This window comes from Rhizobium sp. NLR8a (genome assembly GCF_019685235.1).
In the GTDB taxonomy this organism is placed as follows: domain Bacteria; phylum Pseudomonadota; class Alphaproteobacteria; order Rhizobiales; family Rhizobiaceae; genus Rhizobium.
In genome coordinates this window covers 300,082-315,263 of the sequence record NZ_JABDWI010000008.1, presented here as the reverse complement: position 1 = coordinate 315,263, position 15,182 = coordinate 300,082, and the positions used below count along the sequence as shown (strand labels likewise).

The window sequence follows — 15,182 nt, the reverse complement described above, 5'->3', positions numbered from 1 at the left end:
AGGGTGGTTGGGCAAGTGTGCTGGGGGAAGCAAAGATCATGGATAACAGAGTGTCCGCGGGCTCCGCGGCAAATGCGTTCGAGCGTGCCCGGTTCACCGGCACGGCGTCCGAATATTTCGGCATCTGGATTGTCAATGTCCTGTTGACGATCGTAACGCTCGGGATTTATTCCGCCTGGGCGAAAGTGCGGCGAAACCGTTACTTCTACGGCAACACCGTCCTGCTCGGCCGCGCTTTCGAATATCACGCCACCGGCAAGCAGATCCTCATTGGCCGCCTCATCGTCTTCGCTTTCATTGTTGTGGCCAACATTCTCGCGACGATCCATCCGCTGTTCTCACTTGTAACCACGATCCTGGTGCTCATCGCTCTGCCCTGGCTGATCGCCAGAGGCCTTCGTTTCAACGCCCGCGTGACGAGTTACCGCAACGTACGGTTTGATTTCACCGGCACCGCCGGCGGTGCCTTCGTCTCTGTGTTGCTCGGAGGATTCGTCGCTTTCCTGTCGCTAGGCCTGCTTGCACCCGTCGCCAGCCGTTGGCTCAACCGCTATATCCTGAACAATCTCCGCTACGGAAACCGGCCGTTCCAAACCGATCCTAGGGTCGGAGCGCTTTATGGTGCGCTCGTTGTCCCGGCGCTGATAGTCGTGGTGGGAGCGGTCCTTGTCTCTACGCTTGGTTCAACGATGATTGGATGGCTTCAGGCCTATAAAGCAGATGGAGTCAGGAGCGAACTCGGTGATGCCTTAACGGCGGTCGGACTATACGCAATCTTCTTCACTGTCTTCATCGTGTATGGTCTTGCGAGCATCATCTATCGGGCTGACGTCCATAACATGGTGTGGTCGTCGACGTGGATTGATGGCCGGCACAAATTGCGAAGCGATCTTTCTCCAGTGCGCTATGCCTGGATAGCCATATCAAATGTCTTTGTCACAGTGCTCACCCTCGGCTTGATGCGTCCCTGGGCGGCGGTCCGCCTGGCGCGTTATGTTGCCGAGCACACGGCAATCCGCATCGACGGCGAAATCGGGGAAGTTTTCACGCAGATTCAAACGACAGGTGCGGCCATCGGTGCGGAATATATGAGCATGGAAGGGATCGATTTTGGTTTCTGACACAGAGACCATTGCCAAGGGGGAATGGTTTCCGCCGCATTCGAGCGGCGCCGTTCCCGCGCGCCTGCGGTCGCGCGGCGGCCGCCTGGTCGCCGTGACCGAAGAAGACGCAATTCTTTCTGACGGCGATGCTGGGCAAGTCTCCTTCACGCCGCGTGTCGGGTCGATCCCGCGGCGCGCCGTCTTTGCCAATGGCTCGGTTTTCGAAAGCGCGGACAACGATGCCATCGATGCTTTCCTTCGCGGCGCGGGCAGAAGCGGCTGGGTGCATCGGCTGGAAGAATTTCATCCGCGCATCTTCGTCTTCGTGATCGCCGTCCTTCTGCTTGCCGTTGGAATCTACCGTTATGCACTGCCGGCCCTGGTCGAAGTCGCCATCTTCGTGACGCCACCTGTCGTCTCCGGGGCGATATCGTACGGCGCTCTCAACACGCTGGATAATACCGCGATGAAGCCGAGTCGCCTGACGGACCTCCGGCAGGCGGAAATTGCCGGTCTCTTTCGGCAGGTGGCCGCCAATGCCGAGGGCGGCGCCGAGCGTTACGTGCTGAATTTCCGCGATGGCGGCCTGATCGGTGCCAATGCTTTCGCGCTTCCGGACGGCAACATCATCATCACCGATCAACTGGTGGACCTGGCGGGTGGCGACGATGAGATGATATCAGGCGTTCTCGCTCATGAGATCGGCCATGTCGAATATAAACATAGCCTCAGGCAGCTCTATCGCGCGGCGGGCGTCGCCGGTCTCGTCATGCTGATTGCCGGCGATATCGGTTCCGGGGTCGAGGATATCCTGACCCAGGGCGGTGGCCTGCTCGCATTATCCTATTCCCGCAACGCCGAAGCCGAAGCCGACCGGCGCTCCGTCGAACTGATGGGCGAGGCCGGCATGAACCCGGCCTCGATCGCCCGGTTTTTCGACCTGCTGGAGGAAGAACTCGGCGATCGCTCCGGCACCAGCATGCTGTCCAGCCACCCCGGCACGCCCGAGCGCAAGCAGGCAATCCTGGATTATGCCGGCGCTCTGAAGCAGGATTGATCTCGCGGCAAATGGCCTCATAAGCTGAATGCGAATTTCATATTTTGGAATTGTTCAAAACTACCAAACCGCCTATATACGTCTGAACAGGCACGAGTCAGGAGATCGGCATGCGGTTGACGAAGCAGACCAACTATGCGGTTCGCATGTTGATGTATTGTGCTGCCAACGAAGGGCAGCTGAGCCGGATTCCGGAAATTGCCAAGGCCTACGGGGTTTCCGAACTCTTTCTTTTCAAGATCCTGCAGCCGCTGAACAAGGCCGGTCTGGTCGAAACCGTGCGCGGCCGCAACGGCGGTGTGCGCCTGGGCAAGCCGGCACCCGAGATCACGCTCTTCGACGTCGTCCGGGTCACGGAAGACAGTTTCGCCATGGCCGAATGCTTCGAGGATGACGGCATGGTCGAATGCCCGCTGGTCGACAGCTGTGGCCTGAACTCGGCGCTGCGCAAGGCGTTGAACGCCTTCTTCGGCGTGCTCTCGGAATATTCGATCGATGACCTCGTCAAAGCCCGACCCCAGATCAATTTCCTCCTCGGAATTACCGGCGAGCACCACTACCGCAAGCCGGCGGCCGTTGCCCCCGCCGCCTGATTTCAAGAAACAGGTCTGACTTATGAAACCGCGGTTGCCTCGGCGATCGCGGTTTTTGTTTGCGCCATCCGGTTGCACCCAGGGGTGCTGAAATGTCCAACATGCGCTGCTGAGAGGCGCAATTGTCCAAAATGCGACGAAATCCCGGACATTTTTGTCCGAATATTTCCGAATGAGGCCGATTTTTGACCAAAAATTTCTAAAATTGTCCAGCTGGAAAAATTTTCTCCGTAGGCCGTTGCTTTCAGTAGATAAATGTCGTTCCATCGACCGTCGATCGGGATGCCTACGGGTCTCCAGACATCAAAAAAGAACAACCGGGAAACAATACTATGAAAAAGATCTCTGTCATGCTGGCAGCGACGGCCTTGATTTCGGTCATGGCGACGTCCGCCTGGTCCAAGACCCTTGTTTATTGCTCCGAGGGTTCGCCGGAAGGCTTCGACCCGAGCCTCTATACGGCAGGCACGACCTTCGACGCGTCCTCGCGCACCGTCTACAGCCGCCTCGTCGAATTCAAGCATGGCGGCACCGAGATCGAACCCGGCTTGGCCGACAGCTGGAGCGTTTCGGACGACGGCAAGGAATACACCTTCAAACTTCATCCCGGCGTCAAGTTCCAGACCACCGACTTCTTCACGCCGACGCGCGATTTCAACGCCGACGACGTCGTCTTCTCCTTCGAGCGCCAGCTGAAGTCCGACAATCCTTGGAACAAGTATGTCGAGGGCGGTTCTTACGAATACGCCGCCGGCATGGGCTTCCCGGAACTGATCAAGTCGGTCGAGAAGGTCGATGACCTCACCGTCAAGTTCACGCTCAACCATCCCGAAGCGCCGTTCCTGGCCGACCTCGCCATGGACTTCGCTTCCATCATGTCCAAGGAATATGCCGACAAGCTTGCCGCCGACGGCAAGATGGCACAGCTGAACCAGCAGCCGCTCGGTACCGGCCCCTACACCTTCGTCGCCTACCAGCCGGATGCCGTCATCCGCTACAAGGCCAACGAAAGCTATTTCAAGGGCAAGGAAAAGATCGACGATCTGGTTTTTGCCATTACCTCTGACGCCGCCGTCCGCGCTCAGAAGCTGAAAGCCGGCGAATGCCACCTGATTCCCTATCCGAATGCCGCCGACGTTCCTGAACTGAAGAAGGACGGAAATCTGACGGTTCTGGAGCAGCCCGGCCTCAACGTCAGCTACCTCGCCTACAACACGCAGATGGCGCCCTTCGACAAGCCGGAAGTTCGCCGCGCGCTCAACATGGCAATCAACAAGCAGGCGATCGTCGATGCCGTCTTCCAGGGCGCGGCAACCGTTGCCAAGAATCCGATCCCGCCGACCATGTGGTCCTATAACGATGCCGTTCAGGACGAGAAGTATGATCCGGACGCCGCCAAGAAGGCTCTGGCAGATGCCGGCGTCAAGGATCTCAGCATGAAGGTCTGGGCGATGCCGGTGTCGCGCCCCTACATGCTGAACGCACGCCGCGCTGCCGAACTGATCCAGGCCGACTTCGCCAAGATTGGCGTCAAGGTCGAGATCGTCACGCATGAGTGGGCCGAGTACCTGAAGCTCTCCTCCGATGTGAAGCGTGACGGCGCCGTCATTCTCGGCTGGACCGGTGACAATGGCGATCCCGACAACTTCATGGATACGTTGCTCGGCTGCGATGCCGTCGGCGGCAACAACCGCGCCCAGTGGTGCAACAAGGAATACGACGACCTGATGACCAAGGCCAAGCTGACGGCCGATGTCGGCGAGCGCACCAAGGCCTATGAGCAGGCGCAGCTGATCTTCAAGAAGGAAGCCCCCTGGGCGACCCTCGACCATTCGCTTGTCTTCGTTCCGATGAGCAAGAAGGTGTCGGGCTTCAAGATGGACCCGCTCGGCATTCACCGTTTCGACGGCGTCGACGTATCCGAATAACAAGAATAATGTAAAAATGCCCGGCAGTGCTGGGCACAGCCGGCGGTCAGGACCCTCCTGACCGCCGGAAACTATTGGACATCTGCCATGTTGCGCTTTTTCATCGGCCGCCTTGCGGTGCTGATTCCGACATTCCTCGGCGTTTCCCTGATTGCCTTTTCTTTCATCCGCCTGCTGCCCGGAGATCCCGTGATGCTGCTCTCGGGTGAACGCGTCATGGCGCCGGAGCGGCACGCCCAGATCATGCACGATCTCGGTTTCGACCGGCCCATGTATATGCAGTATTTCGATTATCTCGGAAAAGTGCTGCAGGGCGATCTCGGCACCTCGATCGTCACCAAGCGGCCCGTTCTCGGCGAATTCCTGACATTGTTTCCGGCAACGCTGGAACTGTCCTTCTGCGCCATCATCCTTGCGGTCTGTCTCGGCGTGCCCGCTGGCGTCTTTGCCGCCGTCAAGCGAGGCACGTGGTTCGATCAGAGCGTGATGGGTGTCGCCCTCGTCGGTTATTCCATGCCGATTTTCTGGTGGGGTCTGCTGCTCATCATCTTCTTCTCCGGCTATCTCGGCTGGACGCCGGTATCCGGCCGCATCTCGCTGATGTATTTCTTCAAGCCGGTGACCGGCTTCATGCTGATCGACAGCCTGCTGTCAGGTCAGAAAGGGGCCTTTGCCTCGGCCATCAGCTACCTCATTTTGCCCACCATCGTGCTGGCGACCATCCCGCTCGCCGTCATCGCCCGCCAGACGCGCTCGGCCATGCTCGAGGTTCTCGGTGAGGACTATGTCCGCACCGCACGCTCGAAAGGTTTGAAGCCGCTGCGCGTCGTCGGCGTGCACGCGCTGCGCAATGCAATGATCCCCGTCATCACCACGATCGGCCTGCAGATCGGCGTCCTTCTTGCCGGCGCCATCCTCACCGAGACGATCTTCTCCTGGCCGGGTATCGGCAAATGGATGGTCGATTCGGTGTTCAAGCGCGATTACGCGGTGGTGCAGGGCGGCCTTCTGCTGATCGCCGGCGTCATCATGATGGTCAATCTGATTGTTGATGTCCTCTACGGCTTCATCAATCCGCGCATTCGTCACTAGGAGCGGTCCATGAGCACGGTCACCGTCAAAACCGGCCAGCCATCCGCTCTTGCGGAATTCTGGCACTATTTCTCCCGCAACAAGGGCGCCGTCATCGGCCTCGTTGTTTTCGTCATCATCCTCGTCGTTGCGATCTTTGCACCGGTCTTTGCGCCACATGCGCCGAACGAGCAGAACCGGGAGGTGCTGCTCGCCGTGCCTTCCTGGATGGAGGGAGGCCACGCCTCCTTTCCGCTCGGAACGGATGCCGTCGGCCGCGATATCCTCTCGCGGCTGATCTACGGCGCGCGGTTCTCGCTCTTCATCGGCGTCGTTGTCGTCACACTGTCGGTCATATGTGGTGTCCTGATCGGCCTCGTCGCCGGCTACTTCCGCGGCCGGATCGATACCGCCATCATGCGCTTGATGGACATCATCTTGGCCTTCCCGTCGCTGCTGCTTGCGCTCGTTCTGGTGGCGGTCCTCGGCCCTGGTCTCACCAACGCGATGATCGCGATTTCGCTGGTCAACCAGCCGCATTTCGTGCGGTTGACCCGCGCCTCGGTCATTTCAGAACGTGAGAAGGAATATGTGATCGCCTCGCGTGTTGCCGGCGCGGGCACGCTGCGCTTGATGTTCAAGACGATCCTGCCGAACTGTCTGGGGCCGCTGATCGTTCAGGCGACGCTTGCCTTCTCGGCGGCGATCCTCGATGCCGCCGCCCTCGGCTTTCTCGGCATGGGCGCTCAGCCGCCGACACCCGAATGGGGCACCATGCTCGCCGAGTCCCGCGAATTCATCTCGCGCGCCTGGTGGGTCGTGACATTTCCGGGCCTCGCCATCCTTATCACCGTTCTTGCCATCAACCTGATGGGCGACGGCCTGCGCGATGCGCTTGATCCCAAACTGAAGAGGTCGTGATGCCGCTCCTCGAAATCGAAAATCTGACTGTCGAATTCCAGACATCATCCGGTCTTTTCCGCGCCGTCGACGGCGTGTCGCTGACTTGCGACAAGGGCGAGATCCTGTCGGTCGTCGGCGAATCCGGCTCGGGCAAATCCGTTGCCATGCTGGCCCTGATGGGGCTGCTGCCCTGGACCGCCAGGATCACCGCCGACCGCATGCAGTTCGATGGTCAGGATCTGCGCGGCATCTCCGCCCGTCAGCGCCGCCGGATCGTCGGCAAGGACATGGCGATGATCTTCCAGGAGCCGATGTCGAGCCTGAACCCGTGCTTCACGGTCGGTTTCCAGCTCGGCGAGACCCTGCGCGTCCATATGGGCCTCAACCGGAAAGAGCGCCGCGAACGTTCGATCGAACTCTTGAGCCTCGTCGGCATTCCGGCGCCGGAAGACCGCCTGTCGAACTTCCCGCACCAGATGTCCGGCGGCATGAGCCAGCGCGTCATGATCGCCATGGCGCTCGCCTGCAATCCGAAGCTTCTGATCGCCGACGAGCCGACGACGGCGCTCGACGTGACGATCCAGGCGCAGATCCTCGATCTGCTTGTGCGCCTGCAGAAGGAGCAGGGCATGGCGCTGGTGCTGATCACTCATGACATGGGTGTCGTCGCCGAAACCGCGGAACGCGTGCAAGTGCAATATGCCGGCCAGAAGGTCGAGGAACAGCCGGTGAAGGCGCTCTTCCGTGATCCGCATCATCCGTATACGGCAGCCCTGCTTGCGGCTCTGCCGGAACGCGCCCAGGTCGGCCATCGTCTCCCCTCGATCGCCGGCGTCGTTCCCGGCCAGCACGGTCGCCCGACAGGCTGTCTTTTCGCGCCGCGCTGCGGCTATGCCACGGTCGAATGCGATCGCGGCGTCGTGCGCCAGGGACCGGAACTCGGGCGGGCGCTGTGTAACTATCCATTGAAGGACGGTAAGCCACTCGGGCATCCCGGTGTCATGCGCGTTGAAACTGCAGGAGACCTGGTATGACGGGTGCTGTTCTCGAGGGCAGGGATCTCGCCCGTTTCTACACCGTCAACCGCGGTCTCTTCAAAGCCGACGCCACGGTCAGGGCGCTGAACGGCGTCAGCTTCAGCCTCCATTCCGGCAAGACGCTCGCCGTCGTCGGTGAATCCGGCTGCGGCAAGTCGACACTCGCCCGTCTGGTCACGATGATCGAGGATCCGACAGCCGGCGAGTTGCTGATCGACGGCAAGCCGGCGCGGGTCGGCGACCGCAGCCTGCGCAGCCAGGTGCAGATCGTCTTCCAGAATCCCTATGGCTCGCTCAACCCGCGCCAGAAGGTTGGTGCAATTCTGGAAGAGCCGCTGAAAATCAATACCGATCTCGACGCGAGCGCCCGCCGCCGCAAGGTGGAGGAGATGATGGCCCGCGTCGGGCTGCGCCCGGAACATCACGGCCGCTACCCCCATATGTTCTCCGGCGGCCAGCGCCAGCGCATCGCAATTGCCCGCGCGCTGATGCTGCGGCCGAAGGTGCTGGTGCTCGACGAACCGGTTTCGGCCCTTGACCTCTCGATCCAGGCGCAGGTGCTGAACTTGCTTATGGACCTGCAGAAGGAGATGGGCCTTGCCTATCTCTTCATCTCGCACGGCCTCTCGGTCGTCCATCACATCGCCGACGAGGTGATGGTGATGTATCTCGGCCGCCCGATCGAAACCGGTCCTGCCGCCGAAGTCTTCGCCCGTCCGCGCCATCCCTATACGGCCGCCTTGCTGTCGGCGACCCCGATCGCCGATCCCGAGCGGGAGAAGAACCGCATCCGCCTGCAGGGCGAACTGCCGTCGCCGCTGAAGCCGCCGTCCGGCTGCCACTTCAATCCGCGCTGCTGGAAGGCGCAGGACTATTGTCGCCAGGTTTCTCCCGAATTAAGTGGGGAAGGCGCACAACAATATGCCTGTCATTTCCCGCTCGACTGAGCGGGAGCCGCCGTTTGAGAGGAAACATGCAGGACGATCGGATCAACAGAGCCCATGCGATCATCGTCATGGGGGTCAGCGGTTGCGGCAAGTCCTCGGTCGGCGAGAAACTCGCTGAGGCCTTGCATCTGGCCTTCCTCGAAGGTGATGCGCTTCATCCGGCCGCCAATGTCGAGAAGATGTCGAAGGGCATTCCGCTGACCGATGAGGATCGGATGCCCTGGCTCGACCTGATCGGCAAACGGATGCAGGCCTCGCTGGAAAAGGGCGAGGGCATCATTGTCTCCTGTTCGGCGCTGAAACGCATCTATCGCGACAGGCTGAGGGCTGCCGCCGGCAGCAATCTGTTCTTCGTTTACCTCGAAGGGTCGAAGGCGTTGCTGACGAAGCGCATGGGCGAGCGCAAGGGGCATTTCATGCCGGTCTCGCTACTCGAAAGTCAGTTGGCGACACTCGAGGTGCCGACGGGCGAACCCGGAGTCGTCACCGTCGACATCGACGATACGATCGACGGCATCACGGCAACGGCCCTCCGGGGTCTCTCCACCCTCGGTGTTATGGCTTGAAGCGCTGCGGCGAATAGGCCGAGATATCGATGAATGGCGTCTCGCCGCTGATGAGTTCCGCCAGCACGCGGCCGGTAACGGGCCCGAGCGTCAGTCCATGATGGGCGTGGCCGAAGGCGAACCACAGGCCCTGATGGCGCGGCGCCTTGCCGATGACAGGCATCATGTCCGGCGTGCAGGGGCGCGCGCCCATCCATGGTTCGGGATCGAGCCTTCCTCCGAGAGGGAAGATCGTACGCGCCACGGCTTCGGCCCGGTCGAGCTGCACCGGCGTCTTCGGCGCGTCGAGCATTGCGAACTCCGCCCCTGTCGTCAGGCGGATGCCGCGGTTCATCGGCGCCAGCAAATAACCGCGCTCGGCATCGAGGATCCAGTTGTTGAGCATGGCATTGCCCTTGGCGGCATAATGCATGTGATAGCCGCGCTTGACGCCGAGGGGAAAGGAATAACCGAGCCGGCGCGTCGCGACGGCTGCCCAGGGACCGAGCGCAAGGACCGCATCCTCCGCTTCCATTGCACCTTCGCTGCTCATGATCTTCCAGCCGGCGCCGAACTGGCCGAGCGAGGCGGCGTCGCCTGTGACGAAGCGGCCGCCGAGGCTTTCGAAATAGCGGCGATAGGCCGATGTCAGCGCATGCGGATCGAGCACCGACCAGGGATCGCGCCAGCGGATGCCGCCGGCGAAACGGACGCTCATATCGGGTTCCATGCGTGTGATATCGGCCGACGTCAGGCTGTCATAGTCCACTCCGAATTCATTCTGCCAAAGCGCGGCCTCCGCTAGGGCCTCGTCGCGCTTGGCCTCCGTCCGGAAGATCTTCACCCAGCCGTTCTTGCGGATCAGCGCCTGCGCCTGCGCCGCCTCGATCAGGTCCTTGTGCTCGGCGATCGAATTTTCGATCAGTGGCGCATAGGCCCGGGTGATGACCGCGTGTCGCCGGGCATTCGAATTCCACCAGTAACGGGCGAGAAAGGCGAGCTGTCTCGGCAGCGTACTGAGATGATAATGCGCATCGATGCGGTTGTTGAGCGCATAACGCAGGAGAAGGCCGAGCTGCTGGGGAAAGCCGTAAGGTGCCACCCCCTCGCGCTGGATCAGGCCGGCATTGCCGAAGGAGGTTTCGCTGCCTGGATCCTTGCGGTCGATCAGCGTCACCTGCCGACCGCGCCGCTGAAGATGGATTGCCGTGGACACCCCCACGATACCAGCGCCGAGCACGATTGCGTTCTTCGTCATTCCCCTGCATTCCGCATTGTTCCCAGATTGAAAATGCCCCTGCCGATCCCGCCGCGCAAACGAAAATCGCATTCATTTCAAAATCATTGCGCTTTTCAGCGCGGCATTTTCGGCCTTTATGCGCACATGCAGGATTGCGGCATTGAAAAACGAAAAGACGATCGCATAGACTGGCAGGCCGAAAGCAAGGGGAAGGACGGCGATCTCGCAAACGACGATCGTGTAGTTCGGATGCCGGAGAAAGCGATAGGGTCCCGACTTCACGAGCGGCGCGCCGGGCAGGATGATGATGCGCGTCGTCCAGCGATCTTTCAGGGTCGTAAGCACCCAGAGGCGCAGCGCCTGGAGCCCCAGGAACACCAAAAACCAGAAGGGTTGAACCGACCTGCCCGGCGCCAGCAGCCAAAGCCCCATGATCCAGGCGGCATGCAGCGCCACCATGACGCGATGATGCTCCGGGGCGACCTCCCGGCCGCCTCTGGCGAGCAGGGCGGCAGTGTTGCGCCGGGCAAGCACGAGTTCGCCCAACCGCTGCAGCGTCACGAATGTCAGGAGCGCGATCGACGGCCACATTCATGCCGCCCTCCGCAGCGTCACGCAGCTCGCCGAAAACCCTGGTCCCATGGCGATCATCGCTGCCCGCTCCGGCAGCCCGGCGCGGATTACCCGTTCCAGCACGAACAACACGGTCGGCGAAGACATGTTGCCATATTCGGCAAGCACGGCGCGTTCGTGATCGAGCGTGCCGGGTGTCAGTGAAAGCGCGCTCTCCATTGCGGCCAGCACCTTCATGCCGCCGGGATGGCAGATGAAGCGGTCGATATCTGCCGGCCTCAGGCCGTTTCGCGCCAGTATGGCGGTGACCGCCGGGGCGAGCTCTCGTTCGGCGAATGGCGGCAAGGATTGCGCCAGCACGATGCCGAAGCCGCCATCGTCGATCTTCCATCCCATGATATCGAGCGTGTCCGGGAAGAGGTGCTCGCCAGTCGATTCGACTTCCGCCAGGCCGCCGCCGCTCGTGCAGAGCACGCAGGCAGCGGCGCCATCGCCGAAAAGCGCCGTCGCGATGATATTCGGCCGCGTCAGCTCGTCCAGCCGGAAGGCCAGCGTGCAAAGTTCGATTGAGACGAAAAGCACAACGACGCCCGGCCGGTTGCGTGCGAGCCGCGACGCGATCGCAAAGCCGGAGACGCCGGCGGCGCAGCCGAGCCCGAAGACCGGAACACGCTCGATATCGGCCCTGAAGCCCATCCTGCGGCTAAGCTGCGCATCGAGGCTTGGGGTCGTAAAGCCGGTGGAAGAAACGGTAACGACACAGTCGACATCGCCAGCCTCAAGCCCGGCCCGACGAAGCGCCAAGCTGGCTGCCTCGACGAAAAGTTCGCCCGCCACTTCTGCATAGGCCTGCATGCGGTCCTGCCAGCCGTGCGGCTCGTCGAACCAGGCAAGCGGCCGCGCCGCATGGCGCTTGTTAATACCGGCGGTATCGAAGACGCGGGCAAGATGACGGAAATCCTCGAAACGGCCGGCAAACAGCCGAGCTGAAGATTCGGCCGCCTGCTTTTGGAAAATGATATGTTCGGGCGTGGCAGTGGCGAGGCTGGCGAGTTTCACGGTATCGGTCACAGAATTCTCCTTGTCTTCCCGGCGCAACGCTGAAAACACCCGGTTGGGACGGTTTATTCGGCCTCAGGGGCTTCACGAAGCCGTGATGGAGAAAATGGAGCGGCCGGCGAATAAACCACGGGGCAGCGGTGTTTTCTCCCCGCAACGTCACTTTCCAGGAGTTTTCCCATGACGATCATGACAGCCCGTATTGCTGCCGTCCTTCTTGGCGGCTGCCTTGCCGCTTCGCTCTTCTCCGGCCCGGTCTTTGCTGTCGGCAATGACAACAGCACGATGCCGACCTGCAAGAAGGGCGAGATCTACGACCAGAAGACCAAGAAATGCGTCAAGCAGCAGAGCGCTAATGTCTCGGACGAGAACCGTACCGACTATGCCTATTCGCTGGCCAAGGCCGGCCGTTATGAAGAGGCGCTTGCCATGCTCGATACGGTCAGGGACCAGAACAGCGCGGAGGTGCTGAACTATCGCGGTTACGCCACCCGCAAGCTCGGCCGCACCGACGAAGGCATCTCCTATTACCTGCAGTCGGTGAAGATGGATCCGCAGTACGCCAAGGTCCGTGAATATCTCGGCGAAGCCTATGTCATCAAGGGCCGGCTCGATCTCGCAAAGGAGCAATTGAACATGATCAAGACGATCTGCGGCATGGCTTGCGAGGAATATCAGGATCTGAACGCTGTCATCCTCGACCCGTCGAAGATCTGAGATTAGGCCACTGGCGGGAAATGGAGCCGGAAAAGGATATCCGAATGTCGGTCGCGGACGCGCCATTTCCTGCCTATAGTCGCGAGAATGGAATCGCCGGTTTATCAGGCGGTTCCAAGGATGCAGGATCGGCGGAGGCGGCCATCGCGAGCGAAGCGGATATCAGGAGCGGTCTGACGGAAAACCTGGCCAGGCTCTGGCGTTATGGTCTCGTTCTCTCGCATCAGCGCGATGTCGCCGACGACCTAGTGCAGGCGACCTGCCTTCGCGCGCTCGAGCGCGCCGGCCAGTTCGTTCCCGGCACCCGGCTCGACCGCTGGCTGTTTTCGATCCTGCATTCAATCTGGCTGAACGAGATCCGCTCGCGCCGGGTGCGCCAGGGCCAGGGTTTCGTCGATGCCGGCGAGGCGCTGACGTTCGACGGCGCGCACGATACTGAAACGCATGTGATGGCGGGGCAGGTTTTGAAACAGGTAAATGCGTTGCCCGAGGCGCAGCGGACGGCGGTTTTCCTCGCCTATGTGGAAGGACTGTCCTATCGCGAAGTTGCAGGCATATTGGATATTCCGATCGGGACCGTGATGAGCCGGCTGGCGGCCGCCCGCGCCAGGCTCTCCGGCGCCGGACCGGCAGGGGGACGGCCATGAGCATGAAACACACCATTCCCACCGACGAGGACTTGACCGCCTTCATCGACGGCGAGCTGACGGCGGAAGAGGCAGCTCGCATCGAGGCCATCGTCAAGGAAGATGAGAGCGTCGCCGAACGGCTGGAATTCCTGGCGCGCGCCAGTCTGCCGTTCGAGCAGGCTTTCGCTCCGCTCCTCTCGGAAGCCCCGCGGGAAAAACTGGAGGCGATGCTCGCCGCCATTCCTGCGCATGAGAACGCAAAACCCGCCTCCGCGCCTGCGGTCGTCCGCCGTCGCTTCCTCGGCGCGCTCGCCGCCTCGCTTGTGGCCGGCATCGCCATCGACCGCACCGTCATCGGCATCGGCAGGGGCTTTTCCGCAAAGGACGAAAACAGCGAATGGCGCGCCGTGGTCGCCGATTATATCTCGCTCTATACCGCCGAAACGCTCGCGGGCCCCGTTCCTGGCAGGCAGGACCAGGCCGCCCAGCTCGCCAGTCTTGACGAGAAGCTCGGCCTGTCGCTCTCCCCGGAAGCGGTTTCGCTCCCGGGGATCGATTTCAAAAGCGCCCTGCTGCTGCAATATGACGGTAAGGCGCTCGCCCAGATCGCCTATCTCGATCCCGAAACCGGCCCGATGGCGCTCTGCATCGTGAAATCTGATGCGGGGCCGAAGGCGCCGGATCTGGAAAACCGCAAAGGGATGAATGTCGTCTACTGGTCGAACGAGACGCACGCCTTTATGCTGATCGGCTATGCGGCGGCGGACAGGATGACGGCAATTGCGGATGGGGTGCGGCGGAGGGTGGCGGTGTGACCCGCCACGCCGGCGGTTTTAAGCTGATCAGTCCTGCGATCGATTGCGCATCAGGAACTGGCCTAGCCGGTTCACGATCTTGAAGGCCCAGAACATTGATGTTGAGACCTTGAGGCCGTGGTCGGCAAGGGCGCGCAGCACCTCCTTGTTCTGACGCGATATATTTTGAACGTTCTTGTTCGTGGCGCCCCCTAAGCGCATTCTGACCAAGACTCGCGGAATATAGATCGTTCTGATCCGCGCGACTTCCAAAAATCGCATCATCAGCTCGACGTCGGCTGCAAGCCGATAACGCAGGTCAAACCGCCCGAACCGTTCATAGATGTTGCGCCGAACATAGAATGTTGGGTGCGGCGGGCACCAGCCGCGCGCGAAGAAACCGGGTTTGAACGCGCGGGATTTCCAGTAACGGATCTTGCGATCGATGTGCCGGTTGGAAACATAGACGAGATCGCCATAGCAGCCGTCATAGGCTTTATCGTCCAGCGCTGCCGCCACGGTTTCCAGGGAGTCGCTGCTCTCGAAAGTGTCGTCGGCATTCAGGAATCCGATGATGTCGCCGCTCGCAAGGCCAATCCCCTTGTTCATGGCCTCATAGATACCTCCGTCCACCTCAGAAAGCACACGGCGGTTATCCGCCGGCGCCGAAGCGATGATGGCGAGGGTGGAATCGGTTGAGCCACCATCGACGATGATATGCTCGAAATCGCGGTAGGTTTGCGTGTCGATGGAGCGCAGCGTATCGGTAATGGTCTGTTCGGCGTTCCAGCAAACAGTGATGAGGCTTATCCGAGGAGGGCGTGGATCGGCGGTGTCTACAGCCATTTTGACGAGTATCTTGCTCACATTCTAGGGGCGAAATCTAGCCGACCCGTAGCAGACGGAGAGGCGGCGTCGCAATCCAGTCCTGCAGATTATCCTCGATCAATGTCCGATTGACCGGCGATTGGTCGACTTCCCGTCTT

15 protein-coding genes and 1 pseudogene are annotated in these 15,182 nt (G+C 61.0%); 12 read left to right on the top strand and 4 right to left on the bottom strand.

All coding sequences use genetic code 11. From position 1 onward, the window contains the following. Positions 1 to 38 precede the first annotated feature (38 nt). The 9 genes from HJC04_RS17665 (at position 39) to HJC04_RS17625 (ending at position 9,205) form a co-directional block, all read left to right on the top strand. Complete coding sequence (locus tag HJC04_RS17665) at positions 39 to 1,121, top strand: YjgN family protein (protein ID WP_221146753.1); 1,083 nt, start codon at positions 39 to 41, stop codon at positions 1,119 to 1,121. Continuing rightward, a complete protein-coding gene (locus HJC04_RS17660; RefSeq protein ID WP_221146733.1) occupies positions 1,111 to 2,160 on the top strand; it encodes a M48 family metallopeptidase in 1,050 nt (349 codons plus the stop codon). The genes HJC04_RS17665 and HJC04_RS17660 overlap by 11 nt, the downstream gene beginning before the upstream one ends. A 110-nt stretch (positions 2,161 to 2,270) precedes the next feature. Beyond that, on the top strand, positions 2,271 to 2,753 hold the full coding sequence (rirA, locus tag HJC04_RS17655) for an iron-responsive transcriptional regulator RirA (RefSeq protein WP_210629142.1): 483 nt from the start codon (positions 2,271 to 2,273) through the stop codon (positions 2,751 to 2,753). Positions 2,754 to 3,085: 332 nt separating this feature from the next. Further along, positions 3,086 to 4,681, top strand: a complete 1,596-nt coding sequence (locus HJC04_RS17650; RefSeq protein ID WP_210629141.1) for an ABC transporter substrate-binding protein — start codon at positions 3,086 to 3,088, stop codon at positions 4,679 to 4,681. Positions 4,682 to 4,768: 87 nt separating this feature from the next. Then, positions 4,769 to 5,773, top strand: a complete 1,005-nt coding sequence (locus tag HJC04_RS17645; protein ID WP_210629140.1) for an ABC transporter permease subunit — start codon at positions 4,769 to 4,771, stop codon at positions 5,771 to 5,773. A gap of 9 nt (positions 5,774 to 5,782) precedes the next feature. Continuing rightward, positions 5,783 to 6,673 carry an ABC transporter permease subunit gene (locus tag HJC04_RS17640; protein ID WP_210629139.1) on the top strand — a complete coding sequence of 297 codons (891 nt, stop codon included), beginning with the start codon at positions 5,783 to 5,785 and terminating at the stop codon, positions 6,671 to 6,673. Further along, positions 6,673 to 7,689 (top strand): ABC transporter ATP-binding protein, encoded by a 1,017-nt coding sequence (locus tag HJC04_RS17635; protein WP_210629138.1) that lies wholly within the window; start codon positions 6,673 to 6,675, stop codon positions 7,687 to 7,689. The genes HJC04_RS17640 and HJC04_RS17635 overlap by 1 nt, the downstream gene beginning before the upstream one ends. Next, positions 7,686 to 8,639: a peptide ABC transporter ATP-binding protein gene (locus HJC04_RS17630; protein WP_210629137.1), complete on the top strand. Its 954-nt coding sequence runs from the start codon at positions 7,686 to 7,688 to the stop codon at positions 8,637 to 8,639. The genes HJC04_RS17635 and HJC04_RS17630 overlap by 4 nt, the downstream gene beginning before the upstream one ends. A gap of 26 nt (positions 8,640 to 8,665) precedes the next feature. After that, entirely contained in the window at positions 8,666 to 9,205 is a 540-nt protein-coding gene (locus tag HJC04_RS17625; RefSeq protein ID WP_210629136.1) for a gluconokinase, read from the top strand. On the opposite strand, the gene HJC04_RS17620 is transcribed toward HJC04_RS17625, so the two are convergent. The 3 genes from HJC04_RS17620 to HJC04_RS17610 form a co-directional block, all read right to left on the bottom strand. Further along, the gene (locus HJC04_RS17620) at positions 9,195 to 10,442 is read right to left on the bottom strand and encodes an FAD-binding oxidoreductase (protein ID WP_221146732.1); all 1,248 of its coding nucleotides are present in this window, start codon (positions 10,440 to 10,442) and stop codon (positions 9,195 to 9,197) included. The two genes, HJC04_RS17625 and HJC04_RS17620, sit on opposite strands and share 11 nt — an antisense overlap. 72 nt (positions 10,443 to 10,514) lie before the next feature. After that, positions 10,515 to 11,015: an isoprenylcysteine carboxyl methyltransferase family protein gene (locus HJC04_RS17615; protein ID WP_221146731.1), complete on the bottom strand. Its 501-nt coding sequence runs from the start codon at positions 11,013 to 11,015 to the stop codon at positions 10,515 to 10,517. Continuing rightward, a complete protein-coding gene (locus HJC04_RS17610) occupies positions 11,016 to 12,068 on the bottom strand; it encodes a type III polyketide synthase (protein ID WP_210629133.1) in 1,053 nt (350 codons plus the stop codon). It lies immediately after the preceding gene. A 168-nt stretch (positions 12,069 to 12,236) separates the two neighbouring features. On the opposite strand from HJC04_RS17610, the gene HJC04_RS17605 reads away from it, so the two are divergent. The 3 genes and pseudogenes from HJC04_RS17605 to HJC04_RS17595 all read left to right on the top strand — a co-directional run bounded on the left by HJC04_RS17605 (position 12,237) and on the right by HJC04_RS17595 (position 14,217). After that, on the top strand, positions 12,237 to 12,773 hold the full coding sequence (locus HJC04_RS17605) for a tetratricopeptide repeat protein (protein WP_210629132.1): 537 nt from the start codon (positions 12,237 to 12,239) through the stop codon (positions 12,771 to 12,773). Positions 12,774 to 12,817: 44 nt separating this feature from the next. Next, positions 12,818 to 13,420: pseudogene (locus HJC04_RS17600) on the top strand (RNA polymerase sigma factor). Continuing rightward, a complete protein-coding gene (locus HJC04_RS17595) occupies positions 13,417 to 14,217 on the top strand; it encodes an anti-sigma factor (protein ID WP_210629130.1) in 801 nt (266 codons plus the stop codon). The pseudogene HJC04_RS17600 and the gene HJC04_RS17595 overlap by 4 nt, the downstream one beginning before the upstream one ends. Before the next feature lie 27 nt (positions 14,218 to 14,244). Here HJC04_RS17595 and HJC04_RS17590 read toward each other — a convergent pair whose 3' ends face one another. Beyond that, entirely contained in the window at positions 14,245 to 15,042 is a 798-nt protein-coding gene (locus HJC04_RS17590; RefSeq protein WP_221146730.1) for a glycosyltransferase family 2 protein, read from the bottom strand. Positions 15,043 to 15,182 lie beyond the last annotated feature (140 nt).

Bases quoted from the DNA above. Each gene is read 5' to 3' on its own strand.
- HJC04_RS17665 (WP_221146753.1), top strand. From the start codon at position 39: ATGGATAACAGAGTGTCCGCGGGCTCCGCGGCAAATGCGTTCGAGCGT.
- rirA (WP_210629142.1), top strand. From the start codon at position 2,271: ATGCGGTTGACGAAGCAGACCAACTATGCGGTTCGCATGTTGATGTAT.
- HJC04_RS17650 (WP_210629141.1), top strand. From the start codon at position 3,086: ATGAAAAAGATCTCTGTCATGCTGGCAGCGACGGCCTTGATTTCGGTC.
- HJC04_RS17645 (WP_210629140.1), top strand. From the start codon at position 4,769: ATGTTGCGCTTTTTCATCGGCCGCCTTGCGGTGCTGATTCCGACATTC.
- HJC04_RS17640 (WP_210629139.1), top strand. From the start codon at position 5,783: ATGAGCACGGTCACCGTCAAAACCGGCCAGCCATCCGCTCTTGCGGAA.
- HJC04_RS17635 (WP_210629138.1), top strand. From the start codon at position 6,673: ATGCCGCTCCTCGAAATCGAAAATCTGACTGTCGAATTCCAGACATCA.
- HJC04_RS17630 (WP_210629137.1), top strand. From the start codon at position 7,686: ATGACGGGTGCTGTTCTCGAGGGCAGGGATCTCGCCCGTTTCTACACC.
- HJC04_RS17625 (WP_210629136.1), top strand. From the start codon at position 8,666: ATGCAGGACGATCGGATCAACAGAGCCCATGCGATCATCGTCATGGGG.
- HJC04_RS17620 (WP_221146732.1), bottom strand. From the start codon at position 10,442: ATGACGAAGAACGCAATCGTGCTCGGCGCTGGTATCGTGGGGGTGTCC.
- HJC04_RS17615 (WP_221146731.1), bottom strand. From the start codon at position 11,015: ATGTGGCCGTCGATCGCGCTCCTGACATTCGTGACGCTGCAGCGGTTG.
- HJC04_RS17605 (WP_210629132.1), top strand. From the start codon at position 12,237: ATGACGATCATGACAGCCCGTATTGCTGCCGTCCTTCTTGGCGGCTGC.
- HJC04_RS17595 (WP_210629130.1), top strand. From the start codon at position 13,417: ATGAGCATGAAACACACCATTCCCACCGACGAGGACTTGACCGCCTTC.
- HJC04_RS17590 (WP_221146730.1), bottom strand. From the start codon at position 15,042: ATGGCTGTAGACACCGCCGATCCACGCCCTCCTCGGATAAGCCTCATC.